Source organism: Paenibacillus sp. MY03 (assembly GCF_002165585.1).
Taxonomy (GTDB): Bacteria; Bacillota; Bacilli; order Paenibacillales; family Paenibacillaceae; genus Pristimantibacillus; species Pristimantibacillus agaridevorans.
Map to the genome: position 1 here is coordinate 12,134 of NZ_MXQD01000006.1, position 25,422 is coordinate 37,555.

Annotated in this window: 28 protein-coding genes; 1 reads left to right on the forward strand and 27 read right to left on the reverse strand. The window is 51.2% G+C overall.

Features of this window, described 5'->3' with window-relative positions:
• Window positions 1–5: 5 nt before the first annotated feature.
• The 15 genes from B1748_RS05885 to B1748_RS05955 form a co-directional block, all read right to left on the reverse strand.
• A complete protein-coding gene (locus B1748_RS05885) occupies window positions 6–1,319 on the reverse strand; it encodes an amidohydrolase (RefSeq protein WP_373271261.1) in 1,314 nt (437 codons plus the stop codon).
• Window positions 1,294–1,950, reverse strand: coding sequence for a redox-sensing transcriptional repressor Rex (locus tag B1748_RS05890; RefSeq protein WP_087566961.1), 657 nt, complete (start codon window positions 1,948–1,950; stop codon window positions 1,294–1,296). The genes B1748_RS05885 and B1748_RS05890 overlap by 26 nt, the downstream gene beginning before the upstream one ends.
• Complete coding sequence (gene dinG, locus B1748_RS05895) at window positions 1,947–4,850, reverse strand: ATP-dependent DNA helicase DinG (protein WP_087566962.1); 2,904 nt, start codon at window positions 4,848–4,850, stop codon at window positions 1,947–1,949. Before dinG ends, B1748_RS05890 begins: the two co-directional genes overlap by 4 nt.
• A 15-nt stretch (window positions 4,851–4,865) precedes the next feature.
• A complete protein-coding gene (locus B1748_RS05900) occupies window positions 4,866–5,651 on the reverse strand; it encodes a tetratricopeptide repeat protein (protein WP_087566963.1) in 786 nt (261 codons plus the stop codon).
• 118 nt (window positions 5,652–5,769) lie between these two features.
• Window positions 5,770–6,153 (reverse strand): aspartate 1-decarboxylase, encoded by a 384-nt coding sequence (panD, locus tag B1748_RS05905; protein WP_087566964.1) that lies wholly within the window; start codon window positions 6,151–6,153, stop codon window positions 5,770–5,772.
• A gap of 2 nt (window positions 6,154–6,155) precedes the next feature.
• Window positions 6,156–7,040 (reverse strand): pantoate--beta-alanine ligase, encoded by an 885-nt coding sequence (gene panC, locus B1748_RS05910; protein ID WP_087566965.1) that lies wholly within the window; start codon window positions 7,038–7,040, stop codon window positions 6,156–6,158.
• A complete protein-coding gene (gene panB, locus B1748_RS05915; protein ID WP_087566966.1) occupies window positions 7,037–7,942 on the reverse strand; it encodes a 3-methyl-2-oxobutanoate hydroxymethyltransferase in 906 nt (301 codons plus the stop codon). Before panB ends, panC begins: the two co-directional genes overlap by 4 nt.
• 355 nt (window positions 7,943–8,297) lie before the next feature.
• Complete coding sequence (locus tag B1748_RS05920) at window positions 8,298–9,278, reverse strand: biotin--[acetyl-CoA-carboxylase] ligase (RefSeq protein ID WP_087566967.1); 981 nt, start codon at window positions 9,276–9,278, stop codon at window positions 8,298–8,300.
• An 11-nt stretch (window positions 9,279–9,289) separates the two neighbouring features.
• A complete protein-coding gene (locus B1748_RS05925) occupies window positions 9,290–10,579 on the reverse strand; it encodes a CCA tRNA nucleotidyltransferase (protein ID WP_087566968.1) in 1,290 nt (429 codons plus the stop codon).
• Entirely contained in the window at window positions 10,576–11,736 is a 1,161-nt protein-coding gene (gene bshA, locus B1748_RS05930) for an N-acetyl-alpha-D-glucosaminyl L-malate synthase BshA (protein WP_087566969.1), read from the reverse strand. The genes B1748_RS05925 and bshA overlap by 4 nt, the downstream gene beginning before the upstream one ends.
• 84 nt (window positions 11,737–11,820) lie before the next feature.
• Window positions 11,821–12,516: a bacillithiol biosynthesis deacetylase BshB1 gene (gene bshB1, locus B1748_RS05935; RefSeq protein ID WP_087567290.1), complete on the reverse strand. Its 696-nt coding sequence runs from the start codon at window positions 12,514–12,516 to the stop codon at window positions 11,821–11,823.
• A complete protein-coding gene (gene mgsA, locus B1748_RS05940; protein ID WP_087566970.1) occupies window positions 12,513–12,935 on the reverse strand; it encodes a methylglyoxal synthase in 423 nt (140 codons plus the stop codon). The genes bshB1 and mgsA overlap by 4 nt, the downstream gene beginning before the upstream one ends.
• Window positions 12,936–13,002: 67 nt before the next feature.
• A complete protein-coding gene (dapB, locus tag B1748_RS05945) occupies window positions 13,003–13,809 on the reverse strand; it encodes a 4-hydroxy-tetrahydrodipicolinate reductase (protein WP_087566971.1) in 807 nt (268 codons plus the stop codon).
• A gap of 10 nt (window positions 13,810–13,819) precedes the next feature.
• A complete protein-coding gene (locus tag B1748_RS05950; RefSeq protein WP_087566972.1) occupies window positions 13,820–14,335 on the reverse strand; it encodes a tetratricopeptide repeat protein in 516 nt (171 codons plus the stop codon).
• Window positions 14,336–14,404: 69 nt separating this feature from the next.
• A complete protein-coding gene (locus B1748_RS05955) occupies window positions 14,405–14,728 on the reverse strand; it encodes a nucleotide pyrophosphohydrolase (RefSeq protein ID WP_087566973.1) in 324 nt (107 codons plus the stop codon).
• A gap of 305 nt (window positions 14,729–15,033) precedes the next feature.
• Here B1748_RS05955 and B1748_RS05960 point away from each other — a divergent pair, with 305 nt between their 5' ends.
• Window positions 15,034–15,894, forward strand: a complete 861-nt coding sequence (locus B1748_RS05960) for a YitT family protein (RefSeq protein ID WP_087566974.1) — start codon at window positions 15,034–15,036, stop codon at window positions 15,892–15,894.
• Window positions 15,895–16,087: 193 nt separating this feature from the next.
• Here B1748_RS05960 and B1748_RS05965 read toward each other — a convergent pair whose 3' ends face one another.
• The 12 genes from B1748_RS05965 to B1748_RS06020 all read right to left on the reverse strand — a co-directional run bounded on the left by B1748_RS05965 (window position 16,088) and on the right by B1748_RS06020 (window position 25,048).
• Window positions 16,088–16,975, reverse strand: a complete 888-nt coding sequence (locus tag B1748_RS05965) for a sporulation protein YpjB (protein ID WP_179215427.1) — start codon at window positions 16,973–16,975, stop codon at window positions 16,088–16,090.
• A 58-nt stretch (window positions 16,976–17,033) separates the two neighbouring features.
• Window positions 17,034–17,663 (reverse strand): DUF1405 domain-containing protein, encoded by a 630-nt coding sequence (locus B1748_RS05970; RefSeq protein WP_087566976.1) that lies wholly within the window; start codon window positions 17,661–17,663, stop codon window positions 17,034–17,036.
• A 61-nt stretch (window positions 17,664–17,724) separates the two neighbouring features.
• Window positions 17,725–18,573 carry a menaquinol-cytochrome c reductase cytochrome b/c subunit gene (locus tag B1748_RS05975; protein ID WP_087566977.1) on the reverse strand — a complete coding sequence of 283 codons (849 nt, stop codon included), beginning with the start codon at window positions 18,571–18,573 and terminating at the stop codon, window positions 17,725–17,727.
• 18 nt (window positions 18,574–18,591) lie between these two features.
• Window positions 18,592–19,263, reverse strand: coding sequence for a menaquinol-cytochrome c reductase cytochrome b subunit (qcrB, locus tag B1748_RS05980; RefSeq protein ID WP_087566978.1), 672 nt, complete (start codon window positions 19,261–19,263; stop codon window positions 18,592–18,594).
• A gap of 16 nt (window positions 19,264–19,279) precedes the next feature.
• Window positions 19,280–19,810: a Rieske (2Fe-2S) protein gene (locus B1748_RS05985; RefSeq protein ID WP_087566979.1), complete on the reverse strand. Its 531-nt coding sequence runs from the start codon at window positions 19,808–19,810 to the stop codon at window positions 19,280–19,282.
• 239 nt (window positions 19,811–20,049) lie between these two features.
• A complete protein-coding gene (locus tag B1748_RS05990; RefSeq protein ID WP_087567291.1) occupies window positions 20,050–20,475 on the reverse strand; it encodes a DUF2487 family protein in 426 nt (141 codons plus the stop codon).
• Window positions 20,476–20,587: 112 nt separating this feature from the next.
• Window positions 20,588–20,770, reverse strand: a complete 183-nt coding sequence (locus tag B1748_RS05995) for an IDEAL domain-containing protein (RefSeq protein ID WP_087566980.1) — start codon at window positions 20,768–20,770, stop codon at window positions 20,588–20,590.
• Window positions 20,771–20,791: 21 nt separating this feature from the next.
• Window positions 20,792–21,298, reverse strand: coding sequence for a gamma carbonic anhydrase family protein (locus B1748_RS06000; protein ID WP_087566981.1), 507 nt, complete (start codon window positions 21,296–21,298; stop codon window positions 20,792–20,794).
• Between the two features lie 67 nt (window positions 21,299–21,365).
• Entirely contained in the window at window positions 21,366–22,523 is a 1,158-nt protein-coding gene (locus B1748_RS06005; RefSeq protein WP_087566982.1) for a hypothetical protein, read from the reverse strand.
• A gap of 693 nt (window positions 22,524–23,216) precedes the next feature.
• Window positions 23,217–23,804 (reverse strand): histidine phosphatase family protein, encoded by a 588-nt coding sequence (locus tag B1748_RS06010; RefSeq protein WP_087566983.1) that lies wholly within the window; start codon window positions 23,802–23,804, stop codon window positions 23,217–23,219.
• Between the two features lie 45 nt (window positions 23,805–23,849).
• The gene (locus B1748_RS06015; RefSeq protein ID WP_087566984.1) at window positions 23,850–24,455 is read right to left on the reverse strand and encodes an anti-sigma factor family protein; all 606 of its coding nucleotides are present in this window, start codon (window positions 24,453–24,455) and stop codon (window positions 23,850–23,852) included.
• Window positions 24,452–25,048, reverse strand: a complete 597-nt coding sequence (locus tag B1748_RS06020) for an RNA polymerase sigma factor (RefSeq protein WP_087566985.1) — start codon at window positions 25,046–25,048, stop codon at window positions 24,452–24,454. The genes B1748_RS06015 and B1748_RS06020 overlap by 4 nt, the downstream gene beginning before the upstream one ends.
• Window positions 25,049–25,422: the final 374 nt, after the last annotated feature.

A 25,422-nucleotide genomic window follows, 5' to 3' on the forward strand; every position in this document is an offset into this window, starting at 1 on the left:
GCGCATTAGCCGTTAAGCAGCCGCTCGAATGCGGCTTGCGCTTCCTTGCGAATTTTTTCTTCGTCCAGCAAAGTGCATTGTCCATCCTTCACGACTTGTTTGCCCCCGACCCACACATGGCGAACATCCTTGCCCGATCCCGCATAGACAAGATGCGAGACGATGTCAGTGAGCGGGAAGTACTGAGGCTGGTCGATGTTGACGGCAGCCATATCAGCCTTCATCCCCGCCTTGAGCATGCCGATCTCCTTCTCCTTCCAGATGGAAGCCGCTCCGAGCGATGTCCCAAGCTTAAGCGCCTCCGTAGCAGGTATGGCAGTGGGATCTCCGGATACGCCTTTGTGCAACAGGGCTGCCATTGTAATTTCCTGGAACAGGTCAAGATTATTGTTGCTGGCCGCGCTATCCGTTCCGAGACCGACCTTGACGCCGGCACGAAGCAATTCCGGAAGCCTGGCGATGCCGCTGGCCAGCTTCAGATTGCTCACTGGATTATGCGCTACGGAGACGCCGTTCTCTGCTAGCATTGCAATCTCCTCGTCGTTCAGATGAACGGCGTGCGCGACCAACGCAGGGCGCGAAAAGAAACCCAGCCGATGAAGATGCTCAACAGGCCGAACGCCGTAATCCCTAACGTTCTGCTCCACCTCTGCACGAGACTCGGACATATGCGTATGAAGCGCCAAAGAATGATCATGGGCGGCCTGTACAAATTTTTCGATATATGCGGGAGGGCAAGTATATGGCGCATGCGGCGACAGCATGGTCGTAATTCGGCCGTCTGCCCTGCCGTTCCACTCCAGAGCGAATGCAATCGCTTCCTCAAGCTTCGCTTTTTGCTCCTCTTCCGAGCAAAGGCCGATAACGCCGCGCATCAAAACGCCGCGGATGCCGGATTGTTCCGTCACCTTCGCGACTTCATCCATTCGATCATACATATCGAGGAAGGTCGTTGTTCCCGTACGAAGCATCTCGACGATGGCCAGGGCTGTGCCGGCTCTCGTATCCGCCGCAACATAACGGCCCTCCATCGGCCACATTTTCTGCTCCAGCCATACCTGCAGATTTTGATCGTCCGAATATCCGCGAAGGAGCGACATCGCCGCATGACCATGCGTATTAATAAGTCCGGGCAGGAAAGCCAGTCCTTTGCCATCCAGCTTTTCTACGCTTTCAGACAAGCTTTGCGGCTCGGGCTCCTGCTCGCCGATATATGTAATGGTATCGTTCGAGATGACCATATGACCTTTAATGACCGGGGTCGAGTCGTCCATCGTCACGAACAGGCCATTTCTAATCCATAGCTGTTTCATCCGAATCTTCTCCTTCATGGTTCAAATAATACGCGAGGCTAAGCAGTTCCCTTGTGAAATCGGCATTGTGAATGCGCACTTCATCCGGTACGCGCAAAATCGCTGGAGCGAAATTCAAAATGCCTTCTATCCCCGCCGAGACGAATTGATTTACGACGTTTTGAGCTTCGAACGCAGGGACAGTGATGATGCCGATCCGAATTTTTTGCTCCGCAATCGTTGCGACCAGCTCGCTCATGGGTTGAACGACCAGATTGTTGATATTCGTTCCGATCTTGGCAGGATGGTCGTCGAACACAGCCGTTATTTTCATGTTGTCCTTGGAATATTTGTTGTAATTGCATAAGGCATGACCCAGATTGCCGGCACCAACCAGCGCGACCTTGATCGTCTGGTTCACCTTGAGTATTTGACGAATGATTTCGATCAAATAGACAACGTCGTAGCCAATGCCTTTGCGTCCGAATTCGCCGAAATACGCGAGATCCTTACGAATCTGAGCAGGGTTAAGATCAAGCTTAACCCCAAGCTCCTGCGAGGATACCGTCTGGATCTCGCGGCTGTCCAGCTCGTTAAGCACCTGCAAATAGATAGGGAGTCGGCGCACGACCGCTTCGGATATTTTGGTCTGCTTCAAGTTGTTGCCTCCTTCGTAGCTTCTGGTTCGCTCGCCGCAGTGCTGTCTTTTCCCAGCCATTCTCTAATTCGAGGCACCATCTGATCCGTAAACATCGTTTCGATCTTGGGACCTGGCAGCGAATAGAGAAAATGTTTGCCGTAATAAGCATCGATAACGCGCGTATCGTAGATGATGACAATGCCTTTGTCCTGCGAGGTGCGGACAAGTCGGCCGAATCCTTGCTTGAATCGGATGACGGCCTGCGGGATGGACAGCTTCATAAACGGATTCTGCTTTTGTCGCTGCAGTTGCTCCGCCTTTGCTTCTTGGAGCGGATGATTAGGAGGCTGGAACGGAAGTCTCACGATGGCAAGACAGGTAAGCGCTTCGCCTGGAATATCGACGCCTTCCCAGAAGCTGCTCGTTCCCAAAAGCACGGATTCCGGCTGTTGAAGGAAACGTCTCGTCAGCTTGGTCCGATTGCTGCTGTCGATCCCTTGTCCCAGCACGCCGATGCCTGCCGCGGCCAGACCTATTTTCATAAGCTCGTGAACTTGCTTCAGCATCTTATAAGAAGTAAAGAGCACCAGCATTCGTCCTTTTGTTTCTAGAGCGGCATCGACGAGCGAAGCCGCCAGCTTATCCAGATACGAGTCGTTTACATATGCGCCCTTAACCACCGGGAAGTCGCGAGGGACCATCACCAGCGCCTGTTCCCTGTAACGGAAAGGAGACGGCAACTGCACGGTTTTGAGCTTGCCCTGCGTCTCATAGCCGAGGAGGCCGAGCTGTTCCTCCGCGTACTGGAAGGTTTTCTGCACCGTTAATGTCGCGGAGGTCATAATGATGCTGTCTTTGGCGTCAAAAAAGTACTTTTGAAGCTGTTCGCTAACATCGACGGGTGCCGCGTACATATGCAGCGATCGATAGCGGTATACCGCGCTGGCTTCCATCCAGAAAACAAAACCGGACTGCTCCAGTTTCATAAAGATACGAAGCTCGTCTTTTAAACGCGTCAAATCCCGGATGGAACCGTTAAGATCGGTAATCGTTCCCTGAACGGAGAGATCATCGACCCGCTCCTTGATGTCGTTGATCATTTTTTCCATCGTCTTGATAACCCGCGCTAGCTCGACATAAATATTATTCTCGACGCCGCTCGCTTCATCCCAGCTTGCAGGAAGCTCGGAATGATGGAGTCTAAGGACCGATGATGAAACCGCGCCATTATCAGTGGCGCCTTCAGCTCCTTCGCCCATCATTGCGTACAGCATCTCGAATAATTTGTCCCAATGCTCCCTGATCTCCTGAAAGATCGGGATGATTTCATCAATCGTCTCCGTCCATGCTTGTACATGGTCATCGCCTTCATTCTGCAGCTTGGAACGCAGTAAAGGCAATAACCCCGTTCGATTGTCCTTAAACAACCGGGTCGCAATATGTACGAGTGAGAAATAATTCACGTTCATCCCCAGATGTTTGCCTGCCACTTCCTCCACGTGATGAGCCTCGTCAATAATAAGATGAGAATAAGCGGGCAGCAGGCGATGATCGGCCTGCACATCGGTAAATAACAAGGAATGATTCGTAATACAGACGTCGGCAACGTTCGCTTCATGTTTGGCACGATGGTAATAACAGCGCTTAAACCATGGACAAGCACGATTAAGACATGAGTCCGCATCGCTGGATACCGTAGACCAAAAGTCAGAGCCTCGGCTGCCGAGGTTCAACTCCTCCTGATCCCCTGTCTCCGTTTCTCCTAACCAGACGACCATCTGGGATGCCGTAATCGCATCCTCTACAGGAGAAACCAAATCCCGGGCGTTGACCTTGCCCTCGAATTTGCGCAAACATAAGTAGTTCCCTCTCCCCTTAAAAATGGAGGCTTTTACGGGAAACGGAAGCACATCGGACAGCAGCGGCAAATCCCTGCTTCTCAGTTGCTCCTGAAGATTGATCGTATGCGTGCTGACGACGATCTTGCTGTCGCTCTGCACGCCGTAATACAGGGCCGGGATCAAATACCCCAGCGACTTTCCCGTGCCCGTTCCTGCCTCAATCAAGAGGTGCTGATCGGCTGCGAGCGCTTCGTATACGTGATGAAACATCAGCTTTTGCGGCTCGCGCTCTTCGTAATCCGGAAAACGTTCTTGAAACTTGGCACGAACGGCATCGAGATAAGCCTCGAAGTTCATGTCCTTCGGTATTGCCGAACCCGCTCCATTAGTCCTGGCAGGCTGTTCTTCATTCCATTCTCGCGCCTTAAGAGCAAATTGCCGGTAATAATCCACTTCATTGGACTCGAACACGACGGTTCGCTCCATGAGATTAAGATTGACGTTAAGGAACCAATGCAGGTCCCTGGATTCGTCGATCAACGCAACGAGCCGCTGCAAAGTAAGCAGCGGCAAGGTGCGAAGCTTGCCCACAGCCTCGATAAAAATATGGGCAGTCGCAAGCGCGTCGCTATCCGCGCGATGATGATGATCATGCGTAATGCCGAACGCTGCCGCTACAACGCCTAATTGATAAGATGTAATCGTCGGATATAAGACTCGCAAGAGTTCGATCGTGTCCAGCCTGCGGCCGGTGAAAGGCAAATATCCGCATTTCTCCAGCGCGCCGTTTAAGAAACCGGCATCGAATCCTACATTATGGGCGACAAGAACGGCATCATCCAAGAGAGGAATAAGCTTTAGCAGCACGTCGTGCAGCTCAGGCGCGTCCGCAACGGTCTCTTCCTCGATGCCGGTTAATTGCGTAATGAACGGGGGAATAGGTACCGAAGGTTTCACAAACGAGCTGAACGTATCGACGATCGCCATCTCTTCCGATACAATGACGATGCCGACTTGAATAATGTCGTCCTCTGCACTATGACCCGTCGTCTCCAAATCCAGCACTGCGTATTTCATCCATCTTCGTCCCTCTCACAAACAGCACAACTCCGTGCTTCCGAAATATAACGATAATTGCCCAGGCGATTCCTGGCAGGATCGCAAGTTATTTAATGGATCCGTAAAGCTCGGATAAACTTCGTAAGCTTTGCGGAACAGCCTCTCCGCATATGCCATGTTCATCCGAACCGCGTGAATACACCCAAGGGCATTATATCCTAAAGCGACCCACTTCGGAAAGTCCGACATCACAACAAGCAGTTGGAAGTGACGCTGCGCTTCGTTCCAATTCTGCAGATGCATCTGGCTCATAGCCAGATGAAGTCTTGCCAGATTGCATTCGGGCGCCATGGCAATGACGGTCTGGAATAAAGAAGCTGCTTCGGCAAACATAAATAATTTATAATAGCCTTGTCCTTTGCTCATGAAGGGCTCCGCAGCTTCGGGAATTTCCAGATCGCCATAGGCGCATGGCTGTTTCTCGCTGATTGTGATTGGATAATTTGCGCCAGCAGCTGTATATTCCGAATTCGGTTTTTTGTCTGCTGGATCCTTATCCTTACCCGCTGGTAGCACGGGAAGTGTTGGCAGCGGCGCTCCTCCAACCGGGGCGCTTAAGTCGAACGGACCGCACTCGTCTTGAAAATCGGTGAATTTTTCCTCGAATTGAAGCCATTCCTCGATAAAGGCATCGCTTGTTTTTTTGAGCTGCCGAATCTGCTCCAGGTACTGATCGCGCTCCTGTTCCGTAGCCGAGTTGTAACGCTCTTTAATCCCGTCAAGCCATTCGTTCATCGAAGAGAACATATGCTGTATCATACCGCATCCCGCCTTCGCTTTGGATTAAGGAGTGATACGGTCATTCTTTGTTCCGACGAGGTTTTTCATACGGCATCCCAGACGTTACATAAACGAACCACTTCCAAAGTCCAGTTCGTTACAGGATCGTTGCGTGAAGCTCCTCGGTGAGCACCTTGACCGGCTTGTTCTCATCATTTAGAATCGTCACGATCGGCTTATGGACGCGCGCCTCTTCCGTGGACATGGACGCATAAGAAATTATGATAACCTTGTCGCCCGGCTGAACCTGCCTTGCTGCCGCTCCGTTTAAGCAGATAACGCCCGAACCTCTCGGCCCCGTAATTACGTAGGTTTCGAATCTGGCTCCATTGTTATTGTTTACAATCTGTACTTTCTCGTTCTCCAGCAAATCCGCTGCTTCCATAAGATCCTCGTCAATCGTAATACTGCCTACATAATTCAGATTCGCTTCCGTCACCGTCGCCCTGTGAAGCTTGGATTTCATCATCGTTCTGAACATAATCATTCACCTCCGCCAATCTTGGATGTTTCAAATAAACGATTGTCGATTAATCGCGTAGTCCCGAATTTCACAGCAAGTGCCAGTATAACGGTACCGTTATAGGAAGATAACCGCGCCTCTTCGTCAATCAACGATAGCCCGGGATAGGCTAGCAGCTCCACATAATCGATAATCGCCTGATCCGCCTCGCGAATATGCGATTCCACGCGCCGCTTGAGCCCGCTTGCCGTCATGCCAGGCTCCTCCAGCCACTCCTTTGCGAGGTTTAACGCTTGGGACAGCCTTACGGCTTGACTGCGATGCTCTGCCGATAAGTATACATTGCGGGAGCTTAACGCAAGACCATCGGGCTCGCGCACAGTCTCGCATCGTACAATCTCGATATCGAAATTCAGGTCGTGCACCATCTGTTCTATAACGGCGACTTGCTGAGCATCCTTCATCCCGAAGTAGGCGCGCGAAGGCTTAAGGAGATGGAACAGCTTGCTGACAACCGTTCCTACGCCGTCAAAGTGGCCAGGCCGGGAAGCGCCGCACATCCTGTCCGTTACCTCGTCCACAATCACCTTCGTTAAGGGACGCCCGGGGTACATCTCTTGCACAGTCGGCAGAAAGACGACATCGACTCCGCACTCCGCCGCAATAGCAAGATCTCGTTCTTCATCCCGAGGGTAACGATCCAGGTCTTCCTTGGGGCCGAATTGAAGCGGATTGACGAAAATACTTAGCGCGGCCACGTCGTTCTCTTCTCTCGCCTTTCTGAGCAGGCTGGCATGCCCCTCGTGGAGGTAACCCATCGTAGGCACGAATCCGAGCGACTTGCCGTCCGATGCCCGTTCACCCAGTGCAGATTTCAGTTCCTGGATGGTTCGGCATACAATCATGAGTATTGAACCCCTTTCCTGACATCTGCGGGTGGTTGTTCCGAAGATCCGGCAGTTCCGCCGTACAGCGTTTCCGATGTCTTTGCTTCAGCCTGCGGCTGGAAGGTGTGCTCCTCCGCCGGGAATGCGCCGCTCTTTACATCCTGCGAGAAAGCTTCGATCGCCTGTCTCACCGTAGTGCCGAGATCCGCGTAGGTTTTCACGAATTTTTTCTCGAAATACGGAGAAGCGTATTGCAGCAAATCATGGTATACCAGTACTTGCCCGTCGCAAGACCGTCCAGCGCCGATTCCGATCGTCGGAATCGATAAGGCTTTGGTAATCGCCGCGGCCAGTGGCTCCGTCAAAAGCTCAAGTACAATGGCGAAAGCGCCTGCTTTCTCCAGCGCCAAAGCATCCTTCATAAGCCGTTCCGCATCCTTATCCAGCTTGCCTTGCACCTTGTATCCGCTAAGCTGATGAACGGATTGAGGTGTCAGCCCGATATGGCCCATTACGGGAATCCCGGCCTTTACCAATGCTTCTACATCGCCCGTAATTTCCGAACCGCCCTCCAGCTTGACGGCTTGAGCGCCGCCCTGCTGCATGATGCGCGCAGCATGGGTCAAAGTAGCCTCCCGGCTCGCTCCGTAAGTCATGAAGGGCATATCGGCTATAATAAACGTATGGGTTGCCGCTCGCGCGACAGCTCTCGTATGATACACGATATCTTCAATTGTGACCGGAATGGTCGTTTCATATCCAAGTACTACATTCCCTAGCGAGTCACCTACCAATATAGTGTCGATCCCCGCTTCCTCCGCCAGCTTGGCCGACGGATAGTCATAAGCTGTCACCATGGAAATCGCATTGCGCTCCTGCTTCATCTTCTGAAGACCGGATATTGTCAGTCGTTTCCTCATCAGCTCACTCCCTCTCTTCTTCGCTTTTTGTTCGTGCTCACGCTTAACCTTGTTGTTACCTATTCTAAACACAAAAAAACCTTTTAGCCGCTGTGCTAAAGGTTGCCGAATCAAAAAGGAAATACATGCTTGTCGTGCTTCCTTCTGTCTCGGTCCTTGGCGGCTCAGAGCAGAATGCGCATCCCAATCATTGTCACTAGCAAATTATTGGAAAAATGCCGACCATCCTAACGGTGCAGCTCCAAAAAACGAATGCCGCCCGCTTGACTACAGTGTATCAAAAAAAATGCGCTCCGTAAACGGCGCCTCCGTCAATTTGCATGCAAGAGGCGCTCGATTTTCTGTTGAATGATTATCACTTTGTTAAAGGCTCGCCCATCTCCGCCGAAAATAAAGTAACGAGAGTTCCGTCCTCGCGGCGAACTCTAATGGCTCCGCTATCGTGTAGCGATTCCGGCACTCCCGATACCTCTCCTTGCGGCGTTGTCAACAACACTTTTTGGCCAAGCGAGACTGCCAGCGACTCCCATAATTCGGCGATCGGCCGAAAGCCTTGCTTCAGGAACAGCTCATACAGCTCTTCCCACTCCTTCAAAAAAGCCGCGATCAATTCCGTTCTGTCGAACGGTTGGCCGGCAGCAATGCGAAGAGACACGGCCTTCTCAAGCACTTCCTCGGGATAATCGTTAGCAGCAAGATTCACGCTGATGCCGATACCTGCGACGATGTGTTTTAGACGTTCGTCTTCGGCAGCCGACTCCAGCAATATGCCGCTTATTTTGCGGCCATCGATGAGGAGATCATTGGGCCATTTAATGCCGACATTTAGCTCCGTCACTCGTCTAAGACTTCGGCACAACGCAACTGCCGTTAAAAGCGTAAGCTGCGGTGCGCAGTGGATCGGTACTGGTGGCCTTAACACCATGCTCATCCAGATTCCTTTGCCATAAGGCGAAACCCAACCGCGACCCATTCGTCCCCTGCCGTTTTTTTGCTGCTCCGCAATGACGAGATAACCTTCGGCTTCCCCTTGCTCCGCCGCGTTTCGAGCTAAGTCCTGCGTGGACGTCACTTCGCCTTCTACAAGGAGATTTTTTCCGAACGATCTCGTATCCAATGTTTTGACGATCGTATCGGCATCCAGTCGATCCGGCTGGAAAATAAGCTTGTAGCCCAGCCTGGTCGAAGCCTCGAATTCGTAGCCCGCTCCTTCCAGCTTCTTGATGGTTTTCCAGATCGCCGTGCGGCTGACGTTAAGCTCCTCGCTGAGCCTCTCGCCCGATAAGTACTGTCCGGGATGATCGCGGAACAATTGCGAGAGTCTATCCATACTCATCTTCTAACCCCCTAATCCTCTTCTCTGGCGATGACAGCAGCTAACAACCGGGGTTTGACGTTATCCAAACGTCCAAGAGCGGTCTGAAGCATGAGATGGTCCAGGCTTTCCTTAAGCCAAGGACCCGGCTTCTTGCCAAGCGCTTTGGCAAGCTCCGCTCCATTTAAGTCTAGATCCTTGACGGACCGCACCGGAGCATCCTGCAATAGTTTATTCAGAGCCCTTAGCGACGAAGGAGATAAGATCGACAGAGCGGAGTTCGGAGGTATGCTCGCTTGGATAATAAGCCAGTCAGCAGCCGCAGTCGCGCCGTGATGCAGGAATAATCCGGCGAATCTCTCCATCATCTTCTCCAGCAAAAAACGGTCGGCTAGTTCTTTCAGTCCTGCGCGCATGGATTCGTGAATTCGAATAATGGGCAGGATCCGCTTTGATTTTTTGTTGGACATATGAAGCGACTCCAATGCAGCTTCGGCTTCCTGCAGCGTCCAAGACCCCGCAAGGAGAACCGACGCCCAACGGACATCTAGGTCGTTAATGCCGTCCAGGAAGCTCAGGTCGACTTGCCGAAGCGCTGGATCGCTGAGCTTGTCCACATTGCCCAACGGCAGCTTGGTTCTCGACAACAGCCCGCTCGCAAGCAGCCAAGTCAAACATCTTGCCGGAAGGCGGCTTGCCATCATTTTGTCCAGCTCGGCTAGAATGCGCTCCATCGCGACATGCCGAAGCAGCTCACGATGACGTTGCAGCGCCCGCCAGACGGACGCTGATGGATGAAAGCCATAGACGCCGATAAATCGGATTGCCCGCACCATCCGAAGCGCATCCTCCATTAATCGATCGTCTGCATAGCCTACACAGCGCAATACGCCATGGCGCAAATCGCGCAATCCGCCATAAGGATCGTGGATAACTCCTAAATCGCTTAAAGCCATGGCGTTTATTGTGAAATCCCGTCTTAGCAAGTCCTCATCCAGATCGGTCACATAGGTGACGGCGCTTGGCTTACGGTAATTCTCGTATTGCTCTTCCTTCCGGTAGGTCGTTACCTCGTATGGCGTACCTTCCAGCATGACCGTCACCGTACCATGAGCAAGCCCTGTCGGTATGCAGCGCGGGAACAGCTCCATCACTTCTTCCGGCTTCGCCGCGGTCGCGATATCGATGTCCTTAACGGGTATGCCCAGGATGGCGTCCCGAACCGCTCCACCCACGAACACAGCCTGATAACCCGCTCGCTCCAGCTGCCTTATGATCGGCAAACCCGCATTCATGGCAGGCGTAAGCTCAATTGTATTCATTCGCAGACAGGTTCGGGCAAGTTCGCCTCGATGCCCAGCACCCGATAATAAATTTGTTCGTATTGCGTGGTCACTTTATCGTTGCAGAACTCGAATCGAGCTCTATGCAAACATGCCTCACGGAACCTGGCAGCCAACACCGGATCAGTTAAAATAGCCTCCGCATTTCGAGCCATCTCTTCCACATCGCCAATATTGGACAGGAAACCAGTCTCGCCGTGCGTGACTAGCTCCGGAATCCCGCCCGCATTAGAACCGACTGTCGGAACGCCGCAAGCCATCGCTTCAAGCGCCACAAGACCGAAGCTTTCTTTTTCCGATGGCAGAAGCAGCACGTCGGCAAGCGAGATGACCTGCGCGACGTCCTCTTGTTTCCCTAGAAACTGCACCCGATCCTCAAGTCCCAGATTACGAATCATGCACTGAATCTTGGTTTGCTCCGGTCCTTCGCCTACAAGCAGCAGCCGCGATTTCACTTTTTTGGAGACACGCGCGAAAATATCCACGACGTCACTAACCCGCTTAACCGGGCGGAAATTGGATATATGCATTAAAATCTTTTCGTCCGGCGCCGCGAAATCACGCCGCAGGCTTTCCACTTCGCGAGGATAATAAACCCGTTTGTCAACGAAGTTGTACGTCAGATCGATCGGCGTCGTTATATCGAGAAGTTTGCGGGTTTCCTGGATGAGATCATCCGATACCGCCGTCACGGCATCGCTTTGGTGAATGGCGAGCCGGATTAGATCCTTAAGCGATTCGTCCTGCGCGAGCACCGTAATGTCCGTTCCATGCAGCGTCGTTACCGTTTTTAAGCCATCGCAGCTCATTTGCTTGGCCAGATAGGCACAGACGGCATGCGGAATCGCATAATGGACATGCAAGACATCGAGTTTCTGCATCTTGACTACTTGAGCCATCTTGCTAGCCAGCGACAGATCGTACGGAGGATATTTGAACACGTAATAGTCGTTTACTTCCACTTCGTGGAAAAATATATTTTTATGAAATTTCCCCAATCGGAACGGAATGCTGTGCGTAATAAAATGAATTTCATGCCCCCGTTCCGCGAGCAGCTTGCCGAGTTCCGTCGCTACGACGCCTGAGCCGCCCAATGTGGGATAACAGGTAATGCCGATTTTGAGTTTCCTGGTCATGATTGCCGCACCTCCTGCTGTAGAACCGCTATTCATATGTATTCCGGATGGGTTGTACGTTAGTTCTTTTCATTAAGCTCTTCGTTAAAAGGTTGTTATGCCGTATGGTCGTTTGATCGCGAAGCCTTCGGCATACTGCCAGCCTCGTCCTTGCGCGAGCAAATAGTCTCTCGCCTCAACCCGCTCCAAATATCCATTAGTGAGCGGAGTTGCAACAGAATCCGTTGTAGCGGACTGCTGGAATTGCGAACGATAGGCCTTAAGCGCTGCGCGCTTCTGCTCGTATACGCTCGAAACGTCTATCGCCAGCGATACTTGATCCATATCGTTTATAAAATAATAAATGAGCTGCTCCACCTGAACGGGAGGCAGATGCGACATATAATTGCGAAGCTTGGCATTAAATACGGCCTCTTCGATCAGCTTGCTGGCTTGCACATGATCGGGGTGACGATCAACCCAATACGGAGCGAAAACGAGCCTTGGACGCCATCTGCGAATCTCTTCGACTACGCGTTCGATGTGAGAGCCGCTTAGCGAAAGGCCTCTGTCCGGCAGAGACAGATTGGTCCGGGCAAATAAACCAAGCACCGCGGCAGCTGATTCGGCTTCTTGCCGACGCAGCTCCACGGTGCCGTTGGATGACATCTCTGCTTGTGTCAGATCGCATATGACGATGCGCCGGCCGTCTTTTGCATGCTTCGCGATCGTGCCGCCCATGCCGATCTCCGCATCGTCGGCATGGGCGCCGAATACGAGAATATCGACGGACTCCATTATTCGCCCACTCCGGGCTTGTATTTGTGGACAAGTTCTCGCCATGCAAAATCGCCGCGTTCTACGGCCTTAACAAGCACCTCGGCAGTCGCGATATTTGTGGCTACCGGAATACCTTGCACGTCGCAGAGACGGAGCAATGCGATAATATCCGGCTCGTGCGGCTGGGCCATCAACGGGTCGCGAAGGAAGATAATGAGATCCATCTCGTTCTGCGCAACCATAGCGCCTATCTGCTGATCTCCTCCCAATGGCCCCGACATAAACCGGTGAATGGACAAGTCTGTTTGCTCCATAATGCGGGCGCCCGTCGTGCCGGTAGAATATAATTGGTGTGGAACGAAAACATGTTCGTATGCCGTAACGAAATTGACGATCTCGTCCTTCTTTCTGTCGTGGGCAATAAAGGCGATATTAAGCATGACGTACCCCTCTCTAGCTGAACAATGATAGGTTAGAATCGTTATGAATCCATGATGTTTAGATAGGTTAATCCATGATGTGCTCGAAGCCGTAGATGAGCCCGGCATACGTCATTACCTTCTTGACCGCCACGTTCACGCCAGGCATATAACCTGCACGATCGTAAGAATCATGGCGAATCTTGAGTGTTTGGCCGTAGCCGCCGAAGATGACTTCCTGTTGAGCGAATACCCCCGGCAATCTGACGCTATGTATCCGGAAGCCATTATAATAGCCGCCCCGTGATCCTTCAATTGTCTCTTCTTCCTTTGGGTTGCCTTGACGAAGCTCTTCGCGAACCTGCGAGATCAGCTCCGCGGTTTTGATCGACGTGCCGGAAGGCGCATCCAGCTTTTGATCGCCATGATATTCGATAATTTCGACATGAGGCATATATTTGGAGGCCTGCGCGGCGAATTTCATCATAAGAATGGCGCCAATCGAGAAGTTCGGCGCGATCAGTCCGCCGATTCCCTTCGACTTGCAGAGCTCGTCCAGCTCCACAATTTGTTCAGGTGTAAAACCCGTCGTTCCGATGATTGGACGAACACCATATTCGATTGCGGTCTTCGTATTGCCATAGGCCGCCTGCGGTACTGTAAAGTCGACGAGAACATCGGCCTTGGCCGAACTGAGCGCTTCGTCCAGCGTCGCGCTGACGATTACGCCGCAATTGGGCTTGCCCGCGAAAGTGGCGGCATCAACTGGTCCTGACGAAGGGCTGACTGCAGCTACAAGCTGAAGCGTTTCATCCTCCAACACCATTTTTACGACCTCGCGCCCCATTCGGCCGGCTGCTCCGATTACCGCTACTTTAATAAGCTCAGTTGACATGACGATCACCCTATCCTTTGCTATTCTTCCTTATCTTCCGCCTCGTGTCGGCGTACAGCCGTCGTGCCGCTGCATGCTGAGGGTCCAGCTTCAAAGCTTCCTTGACAAGCTTGCCGGCACGTTCATAATCGCCTTCCGTATAGCGCACCATCGCTAGCGTATAAAAACCGTCAAAGCTTAACGGATCCAGCGAGATCACTTCCGCAAGTTTATCTCCCGCTTCCAGAAGCCGCGGCGGTACCGATGCGAGCAGTACGCTGACCTCCTCAAGCAGCAGCTTGGAGCGAATCAATTCCGAATAATAAATGTATTCGGAGTTGTCCGGCTCAAGGGCGATAGCCGTGTCCGAGTAATGTTTTGCCTTGGTCCACTTATTGCTTCTGGCGCAGGAAACCGCGCATTTATGATAATAGCCGGCATTGTCCGGCTCCGCCTTGATCGCGAGCTCGAACCAATGAATCGCGCTTTCGAAATCGCCGTGAAGAATGTAGTCGTACGCCTTGCGTATGCAGCTTTCCCCGTCCATATCCGTCCCTTCCTCCTTGTACAGGATTGATGGTACAGCATATGTCGGGAGCTTGCTTACAGTTCGTTTTTATTTCTTCGTCCAGCGGTTCGCATCACGCGTGTTGAATTTGTGCATCACTTTATTATGGGCTTCAGTCAGATCGATGTCGAGCGAATTCGCGAAACATGATAAAATAAACAGGATGTCCCCAAGCTCCATCTCGACACTGTTGTCCGCTTCGTCCGCTTTTTTAGGTTTTTCGCCATATTTATGGTTGATTTCCCTGGCCAGCTCCCCGACTTCTTCCGACAAACGGGCCATTAATGACAGCGGGCTAAAGTATCCTTCCTTAAATTGCGAGATATAATCGTCAACTTCGCGTTGAATATCCGCCAATGACTTTTCACTCATGACTGCGCTTCCTTTCCTGACAATCGGTATTCTTTTCTATGTTACCGTATTGCTCAGGCGAAAATCAATGTTTTTTCAAGGCTGTAATTAGGGCGTGTCTGAATGCTCTGAGGGGAGCAGATTTTGCCGAATTTTCGTTCCATGCAAGGAACTTTTGTAAAGGCGTACCGGGGGTACGTCAAGCAAAAGTGACGAAGCAGGGGGCGGAAAGGCGGTGAAAGATGCCCCAGAGTGGGTTTTCAGACACGCCCTAAGCCATACTAAGAGCAACAACCGCTTACAAACCGAAGGGGGTTTTCTGTTCCATGAACCGCATCATGTCCCAAGCCAGAATCATATTGCCCATCCTCGTCGGTACCGCCGTCTACGCATTCGGCCTTCAATATTTCCTGCTGCCCAATTCATTAATGGAAGGCGGTGTAACCGGTATTGGAGTACTGTTGAATTATGCAGCGGGATGGCCTCTCTCCATTACGACGCTGGTATTGAACATTCCGCTGTTTCTGCTTGGCTGGAAGGCTCTCGGCAAGCGACAGATGCTTTATACGATTATCGGCACCGTCTCCCTGTCGTTGTTCCTGGCGTTGTTCGAAATATTTATCCGAAACCAATGGATCATTCCGTTTCACAGTTCCAACGACAACATGCTTATTGCGCTCTATGCAGGAGCCACTCTAGGAGCGGGTCTTGGCATCGTCTTCCGATTCGGCGGCACGACAGGCGGCATTGACATTATTGCCAGAATTTTGTCAAGACGAGGCTTCAGCATGGGACAGATCATCCTTGTATTCGATGCGGTTATTATCGGCGTATCCATGATCTACATATCGTTAGAAAAGGTATTGTATACGTTAGTTGTTGTATTCATCGCATCCAAGATCATCGATTTTATCCAGGACGGCGCCTATTCCGCCAAAGCAGCCTCCATTATTTCGGATCATAGCAAGACAATCGCCGACCGAATCACGGTTGAACTGGAGCGGGGGGTTACTCTGATGCCCGCTAAAGGCGCGTTCTCCGGGCAAAGCAAAGAGATCGTCTATTGCGTCGTGGGACGGTACGAAACCCGTCGCCTCAAAAGCATTGTACGCAATATCGATCCCCGAGCGTTTATCGTTATTACCGATGTTCATGACGTTTTAGGTGAAGGCTTTAAGGAAGAATAGCTCATAAAAAACCGAGTTCAAAAAGTTCGGTTTTCAGCACCGAGAAGATGGAATGCAAGTAGAAACTGAGGAGCGGAGCGTAGTGGAAGCTACGTGAGCACCGGAAGTTTCGCTTGCGTTTCATATTCGATGTCGAGTACGCTTCTTGGCCTACTTCGTGATCAAAAGCGGACTTTTTGAACTACCTATTAGATTATTTGATGGATTTGACTCCGTAGGGCATCTGGCGGTATTTTCTCCATCCCACATAGGTCAGAACAGCCGATATAATCGTCCCCACAAAGAAAGCCCAACGCAGGGGGTATACAGCACTAGCCGGCGCCAGGGCTGGCATGTCGCCGGTTTCTTTGCGGAAGATGTTATCCAGCACAGCAGCTGCCCCATCCAGCGATTGCAGTGCGTTTCTTAGAGACGTCGCTGCACGGGATCCCCTATCCGTTTTAAGCGCATTTATCCTCTTGTCCACGTAGTCCATTTGTTGGATCAGCTCTTGTGTACGCATGCTGTGGCCGCTGATGGCAGCTGCCGCATCCATCCGAAACACATGCATCCGCATCGTCTCAAGCAGCGCGCCCGCGGCATTAGCTGCCGCCTTCGTATCGTTCGTGCTTCTCTTTAAGGCTTGTCCTATCAAGGCCACGTCCTCTCGCAGCAAATAATCGTATTGCAGCCACAAGGAGCCACTGCCGCTGACGACGGCATCCAGCGACAATCGGACTTTGACGGCAAGCTCCCGCCATTCGTTGCCTGGCGCGCTCCTCGAAAGCGCCGTTTCAATGGCGGTCAGATCGGCTGCAACTGCATCCCAGCCCTCTGCATAACCATAGGAAAGCAGCAGCTTATTGCTCATTCCCTTCTGCAGCTTTTGCACTTGCATATAAGCAGACTGACGATTATTATTTATGGCGGCATTATACAACGCAATCCCTATCTCGTCCATCCGATATAACGAATCGTAAGGCTTCCCCGAAAAAAAAGACAATGCCTGAGAAGTCGCTCCCGCTCCTCCCCAGACGACGCTCGCCGATCCGATTGTCATGAAGATACATATGATAAATGGAACTGCAACCCGTATTCTCACGAACATCTCCCCCCATAGACCATACTATGAGGAGTTGTCCAAGCTTATGACAGAGGGATCAGGATTTACGGAATCGGCCCGCTAACCAGGCCGCGGCAAAGCTAGCCAGCGAAAGTCCATACGTAAACAGCTCGACGGCGGTTCTGTCGTCTTCGAGCTCGTCCGGCAGCCAGGGATTGACGTTAAGCGTGTAATCCACGGTGTCGTTTATCAGCAGCCAACCTAACGCCACGGCAAACGCCGCCGTACCGGCTTTCATAAACCTGACATATAGCAGCGCTTCGACAGCCATCGCAAGATGAGAGACGATCAGCATGTAATGGGTCCAATTTAACACGTCTCCTTGCGCTGCCCCGGCTACGATCATCGAGACCGCCCAAATCCCGTATTTGACGGAAGTGACGACAGCCAGCGCTTCGACAATGACCCTTGCCATATTGGCGATGCGGGTAGGTTTCGTAATGGGGAATAGCAGATATAATAGTGACATAGTAAAGAATAAACTTGCTGTCGGAGAATCCGGTACAAAAGGCAGCGTCCACAGCGGCTTGTTGACAGCTGTCCACTGCAATTGGCTGTCATACCAAATGTACCCGTATATCGTACCGAGCAAGTTGCAAATAAACAACAGCCACAGAAATGATCGATTGAGCAGAAAACCTTTGCTCCAGAAGAAGGAGATCCCCATAACGTTCTTCCTTTCAAAAAGAACCTGACCGTATATTACCGATCAGGTTCTTGAAGATTAATTATTGAGTCTGTTTGGTCAGCCAAGATGCAATGGAGTCAATTTCTTCAGTAGACAGTTGGCCATTGTAAGCTGGCATTGCATTTCGACCGTTTGTAATCGTGTCCGCAATCTCTTCTTTGCTTAGGCGATTACCGATGCCGAGCAATGCAGGTCCTGCACCGCCATTAAGATCAGCTGCGTGACAGCCGATGCATTGCGCTTGAATGATCGCTACTGCAGGATCATCAGGTTCGATAAAGGCTGCAGCTTTCTTAAGCGGATTAGGTCTCGGTTCGCCGCGTTCGATCGCTTCCTTCGCTTTTTCCGCGCGAACGTGATGTTCCGGTGTTTGACCGTTCTGATCCAGCATATGCTGGTAGTGATCCCAAGATACGACCGTCAAGTATGTGCATGCTGCCAAGGACAGAATCATCAGCGACGATGCGATTGGACGACGGTAGAAACGGCGTTCCTTCCCTGTATCGAGGAACGGAGCGAGAAACAATGCTCCGAACATGATAGCCGGGATGCCCATCGTGCCGAGCAATACATAATCTTGCGAAACATATGGATATTTCAGAAATTGATACAGGAACAAGAAGTACCAGTCCGGCATCGGGATAAACGCGGTGTTCGTTGGATCCGCGGGATACCCTAGCGGAGCAGGCTCTGCGATCGTCCATGCCAGGAATCCGACAAGCACGACGCAGCCGACCATCCATTCCTTAAGCAGGAAGTTCGGGATGAAAGCTTCCGACTTGCCAGGGAACGAAGTGTAGTCGGGAGGCGTCTGTATGCCTGCGCCTTTCTTGACACGAGAGTCGCCGACAAAAACGACTTTCTCGTTCGATTTATGACCGTGCGCCATAAGATAGCCCTCCTTCGCTTAAAGTGGTCCTGAGATGCCTTGCTTCCGAATCATCAGGAAATGCGCCGCCAGCATGGCGATCAGTGCGCCAGGCAGGAAAAATACGTGAATCGCGAAGAAACGAGTCAGCGTCTGCGCGCCTACGATGTCGCCGCCGTAAAGGAAGTCGGCGATATACGATCCGATGTACGGTACGGATGCCGCGATTTCTACCCCTACTTTAGTTGCGTAGTAAGCTTTGTTGTCCCATGGAAGAAGGTAGCCCGTAAAGCCCAGGCCCAGCATGATGAAGAAAATCAGCATTCCGACTACCCAGTTCATCTCGCGCGGCGCCTTGTAGGAGCCGGTAAAGAAGACGCGAAGTGTATGTAGGAACATCATTACAATAACCAGACTTGCGCCAAAGTGGTGCATGCCCCGAACAATTTGGCCGAAGGCGACCTGGTGCTGCAGGAAGTCAACGCTCGCGTAGGCGTTAATAATATCCGGCACATAGTACATCGTCAGGAACATGCCCGACAGAATCTGAATAACCGTGATAAAAAACGTCAAGCCACCGAAGCAATAGACGAAAGCAGAAAAGTGATGCGCCGGGTTAACATGTTCAGGCACTTCATGGTCCGCCACGTCTCTCCAAAGCGGCGTAATGTCAAGACGTTCGTCGATCCAGTTGTATACATTCTTAAACATCTGAAATACGCCCTCCTTAGACTCTAGTGTTCGGTTTGATGGCTCCCAGGTAAATAAAGCCTTGATCGATCATGACGTCGTACTCGTCGAGCGGCGTATTCGCAACGGTAATGTTCTTGCCGTCCTTCGAATAACGCGCATCGTGACATGGACAATCGTATTCGTTTTTCCCCTTCGTGTTCCAGGCAATCGTGCAGCCTAGATGTTTACAAACCGGAGACAACGCGAATACCTCTCCTTGCTGGTTCTTGGAGATCCAGGCTACCAGCTCCGGTTCACTTTCGTACCATCCATCAACCTGGTGAATTTTAAATTTAAATTCCTGCGGTTCGTTCGTAATCTTGCTTTCTTCGACAACCTTTACGTACGCGCTTTCCCCCTTCTTCTTAAGAAGAGGATCTGCCGCAAAGCGAACCATCGGCAGCACGGCACCGCCCATCATGAAAGCCGTTGTGCCGCCAAGCGTGTATGACAGGAATTGACGCCGGGACATTTCTTTACGCTGAACGGGACGATGCGACGTCTCGTGTTGTTCATGATTACTCATCTTCTGTTCTAACCCCCCTTTGCCAACCATATCTCGCGTCTTGCCACACGGCAAAAACACATGACGAACTAGGACATTACTTATAATAGCCTAGGTGCTTGGGAGCGTCAAGAATATGGCCCGATATTTGCGTCATTCTGGAAATGGCGTTCAATAATTTGTTGTCAATTTGTCACATTTGACCTGCTATGGCATTTGTTTTCCCCATAATTCGATTATATTATACGGAAACAATGGCATTATAAAGGAGATCCGCCACTCCATAGCTCTCTAATTTGTGAACTCACGAATGCAGGCTGGAGTCCTTCCCCGTTATCATCCTTCTGCAGAATGAGATCGGCGCCGGATAAGGTCATGTCCAATGCCGGGTTGGCGGTTGCGATGATAATGTAAACAAATCCGGCGTCCCTAAGTTTATCCACATACCCTGCCAGGACGGTTCCTGCCCTCTCTGCTTCAGATAAATAATGACAAGCCGGATAAGTTACGACCCTGCCCTTGAAAGGGATCTCGACAAGATCCAGCACGTCTCTGAGCTGCTCCAGCTTCTCAGTAGCTTCGTGGGGAGACTCTCCGCCCGTCAAGCCTGTTACGGGCAGCAGACAGGTGTCTAGATAAGGCGACAGCTCGTCCCACCGCTCCTTTTCGATTTCACTGAATTTCATTCCGTTTTCCCCGTTTCTCTTATTTCCTCTCATCCTATCCTTACCATTCTACAAAAGAAAGCTTCCATGCGCCAGTGCGGAATGTTCCGACCTGTCGGGAAGCTTCTTTGCTCTATTGTTTCAGCTCATTCAGTTGCTTGACTAGACGGTAGAACGTATCCTCGTCGCCGTCTGCAAGCGCCTTATCGATGGCGTGGTGCAACTGCTTTGTTTGAAATTTGAGCACCGCTTCGTCCAGCACCATCTCTGCTGCCAAAGCTAGCATCGCCTCGTACGTTACTTTCATTTTGTCCATAGGATACACCTCCACATCGGCTCATGAGATCCTATATTCGATTCCTTTCGTTACGTAGCTTTCCATCGTCCTTCTCATTCGCTGCAAATCGTCATCTGTCAATTCTCTTACGACTCTGGCAGGCGTTCCGAGTGAAAGCGTATAGGATGGTACCTTCTTGTTCTCCGTAACAATCGAACCGGCCCCTATTAAAGCATATTCACCGATGTCGGCGCCGTTTAGTACGATTGCCCCCATTCCGATTAATGTGCCTCTGCCCACCTTGCATCCATGGATGATGGCGCTGTGGCCGACCGACACTTCATCTTCCAGTATAAGCGGCTGATCTGTATTGACATGCCCTACTACGTTATCCTGTATATTGCAGCGCTCACCGATGCGGATTGGCGCCAGATCGCCCCTTAGAACAGCATTGAACCATACGGTGCCGAAAGCTCCCATGGATACGTCGCCAATGATCCGCGCTCCCTCTGCCACATAGCAGTCTTTTTCAAACGCCGGAACGATTCCCTTGTAAGGTATGAACATATTGTATATACTCTCCCTTCTCTACCTCTATTGGTGGGAGAGATTTTACCAATTGGCTAAGTCAAAGTCAATGGGCCAGCTTCAATCCCTTTCCCGAGACGATTGCTTCTCCTGCTTTCGTCATCCTTACAACCGTGCCGTACACTGGATGCTCTCCAAGTCTCAGCAACCCCAGATGCATCATAACCGTCATGATCCTTCGCTCCATAATCGCGTCGGCATCATCGTAATAATAAGGTTTTACGAAAGGTAGCAGCACCTTTTTGATCGAATCTGCGCTGACCCATTCTCCAGCGAGCGCGCCTATCCAGTGAACGAGCGACAGCAAGTTCGCTACGGGCCCCTTGTACAGACGGAGCCAATAAGCGTACAGTGCCTCACGCTCCTCGGGCGGCACTCCCTTAAGACGCTCAAGTCCTTTGTCGGTGACGGAAAGGCATTCGTTTTTTTCGCTGAGATAACCGTTGCTGGCACAGAAATCGTACAGCAGCGAGAAACGATCTGGATACACATTAAAGTGGCGGCCATACCCGAAGCGCCATGCTCCTTTGCCAGGGAGTTCCTCCCGCACGCTCATTCGGTCCAGAAGCTGCAGCAAAAACCGCTTATACATCGACCCATCTGCTGTCAGCTGGATTTCATTATGGTGCACGTAGTGCAGCAGATGCTTGATATCTTCTGTCATGAGGTCCTGCTCGTCTCTGTACATCGGCGAATCACCCGTATAGACGAGCTCCTTCGCGAAACGGCGTTGAAGCGTCTCCTTAAATCTCGTCTTCAAATCGCGCGGCACTTGAAACAAGTAACGATTGGGTCCGCTGAAGCCATTGAATAACCAACCCTGATGCTTGAAGCGCGCAATCACGTCTCTAGGACTTGGCGGCGGTGCAGGCACTACATTTTTTTTGCCGCGCTTTGCTTTGGATGTTGTCTTCTCAGGAGCGGCAATCTGCTCGATGCCGAATCGTGATTGCTGGACTCGCGCGATCAAATCCTCCAGACTGTACGATTCGCGCGCTTCGAACAACAACGAATTCAGAAATCGCATTTCCTCCAGCTTCATGACGTCGATCTGCTCCTCGAATACGTCATGACGGCTTACTCTTGCCAGAATGGACTGGATAAGCTCATTTTTGGAATTACCGTTGCACTCGCATTTATACACATCCGCTATTCGACTGAGCTGGCCGATATCCGCGTATCCGAGCATATCCGATAGGTTCATGGGTTACTCCTTTCATCGCAGATCGGTTGAAATATCTTTCATGGCGATCGCTCAAAGGTTTTATTCCCATTATTGGACAATTCCGAATTTTAATACCTCATATGGAGAGAGAGTCCTTGGTCTTGTTTCAAAAACAGATTGGCCGCTACCTGGCAATTGTGTCGAACGAAAGGTTTTGAGCCCCATTTAGGGCGCTCAGCCCGTTTTTTCACCTCTTTTTTGAGTCATAAGCGTTACTAACGCCTATGGCTGCTAATCAGAGTTACTTTCCGGTCCATCGGCGTTTTTAACGCCTAAGCTGCTCGTTCGCCTACTTTTTGGAGCCATAAGCGTTACTAACGCCTATGGCTGCTAATTGGAGTTACTTTCCGGCCCATCGGCGATTTTAACGCCCACAGCTGCTCGTTCACCTACTTTTTGGAGCCATAAGCGTTACTAACGCCAATGGCTACTATTCAGAGTTACTTTCCGGTCCATCGGCGTTTTTAACGCCTACAGCTGCTCGTTCACCTACTTTTTGGTGCCATAGGCGTTTCTAACGCCTATGGACGCTAATCTGAGTTACTTTCCGGTCCATCGGCGTTTTTAACGCCTACAGCTGCTCGTTCCAACCTATTGTTCACAAGTCTTGGAGTTACATCATTTCCAAACAAAAAAACCGCTCATTCGCCCATGTGGACGAATAGCGGCTTTTTATTGCTTCACGGTATCCAGGTGTTGCGTACAATTATGAAGGACCGGCTCCCACTTCTCTTCGTTCAACGACAGGATCGAGTAAGACAAATTGCCGAGGCGTTGATCTTGAAGCGTGGAGCACATCGCTTGCAGCAGATGGGCAATGAAGCTGCCGTGCGATACGATAAGAATGTTGCTCGCCTCTTCCGCTCTCGCCAGCTCAGTGATCAAGCTCATCCCTCTGGCCCGCATCTCCGCATCAGATTCCGCGCCTAACTTCAGACTTCGCCAGTCTGCTCCCCACTTTTCGACTCGCTGCGGCTCTGTCGTTCCTTCAACCTCGCCGAAATAACGTTCTCGCAGCCTTGTATCCGGCGCGAGCAACGGCACTTGCAGCCGGTCTGCAATTATTTCCGCGGTTTTCCGGGCACGGGCCAAGTCGCTGGACAACACGGCATCCCAGATTTTTTTCTCCGTACTCAGTCTTTCCGCAAGAGCAGCAGCTTGCTTCAAACCTCTCTCGTTGAGCGGAATATCCGTCTGGCCTTGCAGTATGCCTGCGGCATTCCAATCTGTTTCTCCATGCCTAACCAATCCGATGAACAATGGATTTCACTCCTTCTGTCTGCGTGCGTCTTGCCGTAGGTTCGATCAGTGCCGCGTACGGGACAGCCAGTTCATAATGAGAAGCGCCATCACCAGGCCCAGAAGCGAGAGCGCGACGTAATATTGCGGGAATGTCGGCACTACCTGCAAGACGAATGGATCGCTGATACTGGCAACCGGTACTTCCGCGTAAAAGCCGGTAGCGCCGAACACATCGTCTCCCGAAGCTTTAGCCGTATCAATAAGCCCGGTCATCGCCTGCATTTGAGCCTGGGTGGGCGCATCTCTGTAATCGAATACGAATACAAAGAAAGCGACGGCAAACATCGCCATACATGCCGCGATCAATATCGACATGTTGCGCCGGAACGACTTGGAAAATTGATAGCTTTTGCTCGGGACCGGCATGAACCACGATTGCTCTGCATAAATGCGGTCCATCACGTTACGAGTCACATGCTCGGAAGGTCCTATGACGACTTCCTGCTCCGATAACTCCCGGATCAGACTGTCGCTTTCTTCCCATAAGCCGAACAACGTCGAACAATCCGGGCAGTCCAGCAGGTGCGCTTCCATCTCAATTCGAATCCCGTCGTTCTCGGACATGTCTCCGTACATCGGGAGTTTATCCTGAACTTCCGCACATCTCATCTTATATTCATCCCCTCGAATGGCTCCATTGATGTCATTCCTCCGAAATACGGCTCGAGCTGCGTCTTCACGCTGGCTCTTGCACGGAACAGAAGCGACTTGACGGAGCTGACCGATTGTCCCAGAATGCTTGCGATCTCTTGGTAATCGAGTTGGTCATATTCTCGCAGAATGAGCGCGGAGCGCTGTTTCTCAGGCAGATTGTTAATGGCATCCCTTACCATGGTCATTCGCTCGTTGCGCAGCAGCTGCTGCTCGGGCGCCAAATCCGGCGACGCCAGCGGCTCAAAGCCGGCTTCATCCAGCGAGACGTTAGCCGCCTTGCTTTTGCGCAGCTCGCTTAGCACCGTATTGCGCGCAATCGTATACAACCATGTCGAAAAGGAAGCGTCCATCTCCCTGAAGGAATGCAAACTCCGATAGGCTTTATAGAATGTTTCTGAGCATAAATCCTCGGCAAGCAATTCCAGCTTCGAGCTCTTCAGCATATGGAAGATAAAGGCCATGATCTTACGCTGATACCGGCTCATTAGCTCGGAGTACAGGTCGACATTGCCATCCTTTATCTCACGTATAAGCTGGGAATCAGTCATGACAGGCGAACCTCCTCCACCTGCAGGTTATTCCCGGACCACCTGTAACATTGTACTGGTTCGGGAGCCAAAAGTTGCGGTCGACTTCAGAAATTGTGAATCGAGTCCGCGGTAATTAAATATTCGAGTTCCATTATCAAATTCCTGCTTCTTTCGACAAAAAGGATATTTATCCTTCATCCCCCTTTTGTTCCAATAACTAGCGAATGGGTTCCGATAATGAAAAAACGGCAAAAAAAAAACCACTCCGAGGAGTGGCCAGCATCCATGCCGAACGCTGAAGTATTGGATAGGAGTGGAGAGAAACCATACTGTACTTTTATTATATGTATACGCTTCCAGTTTGTCAATAAGCGCTTTCATTTTTATTTAGG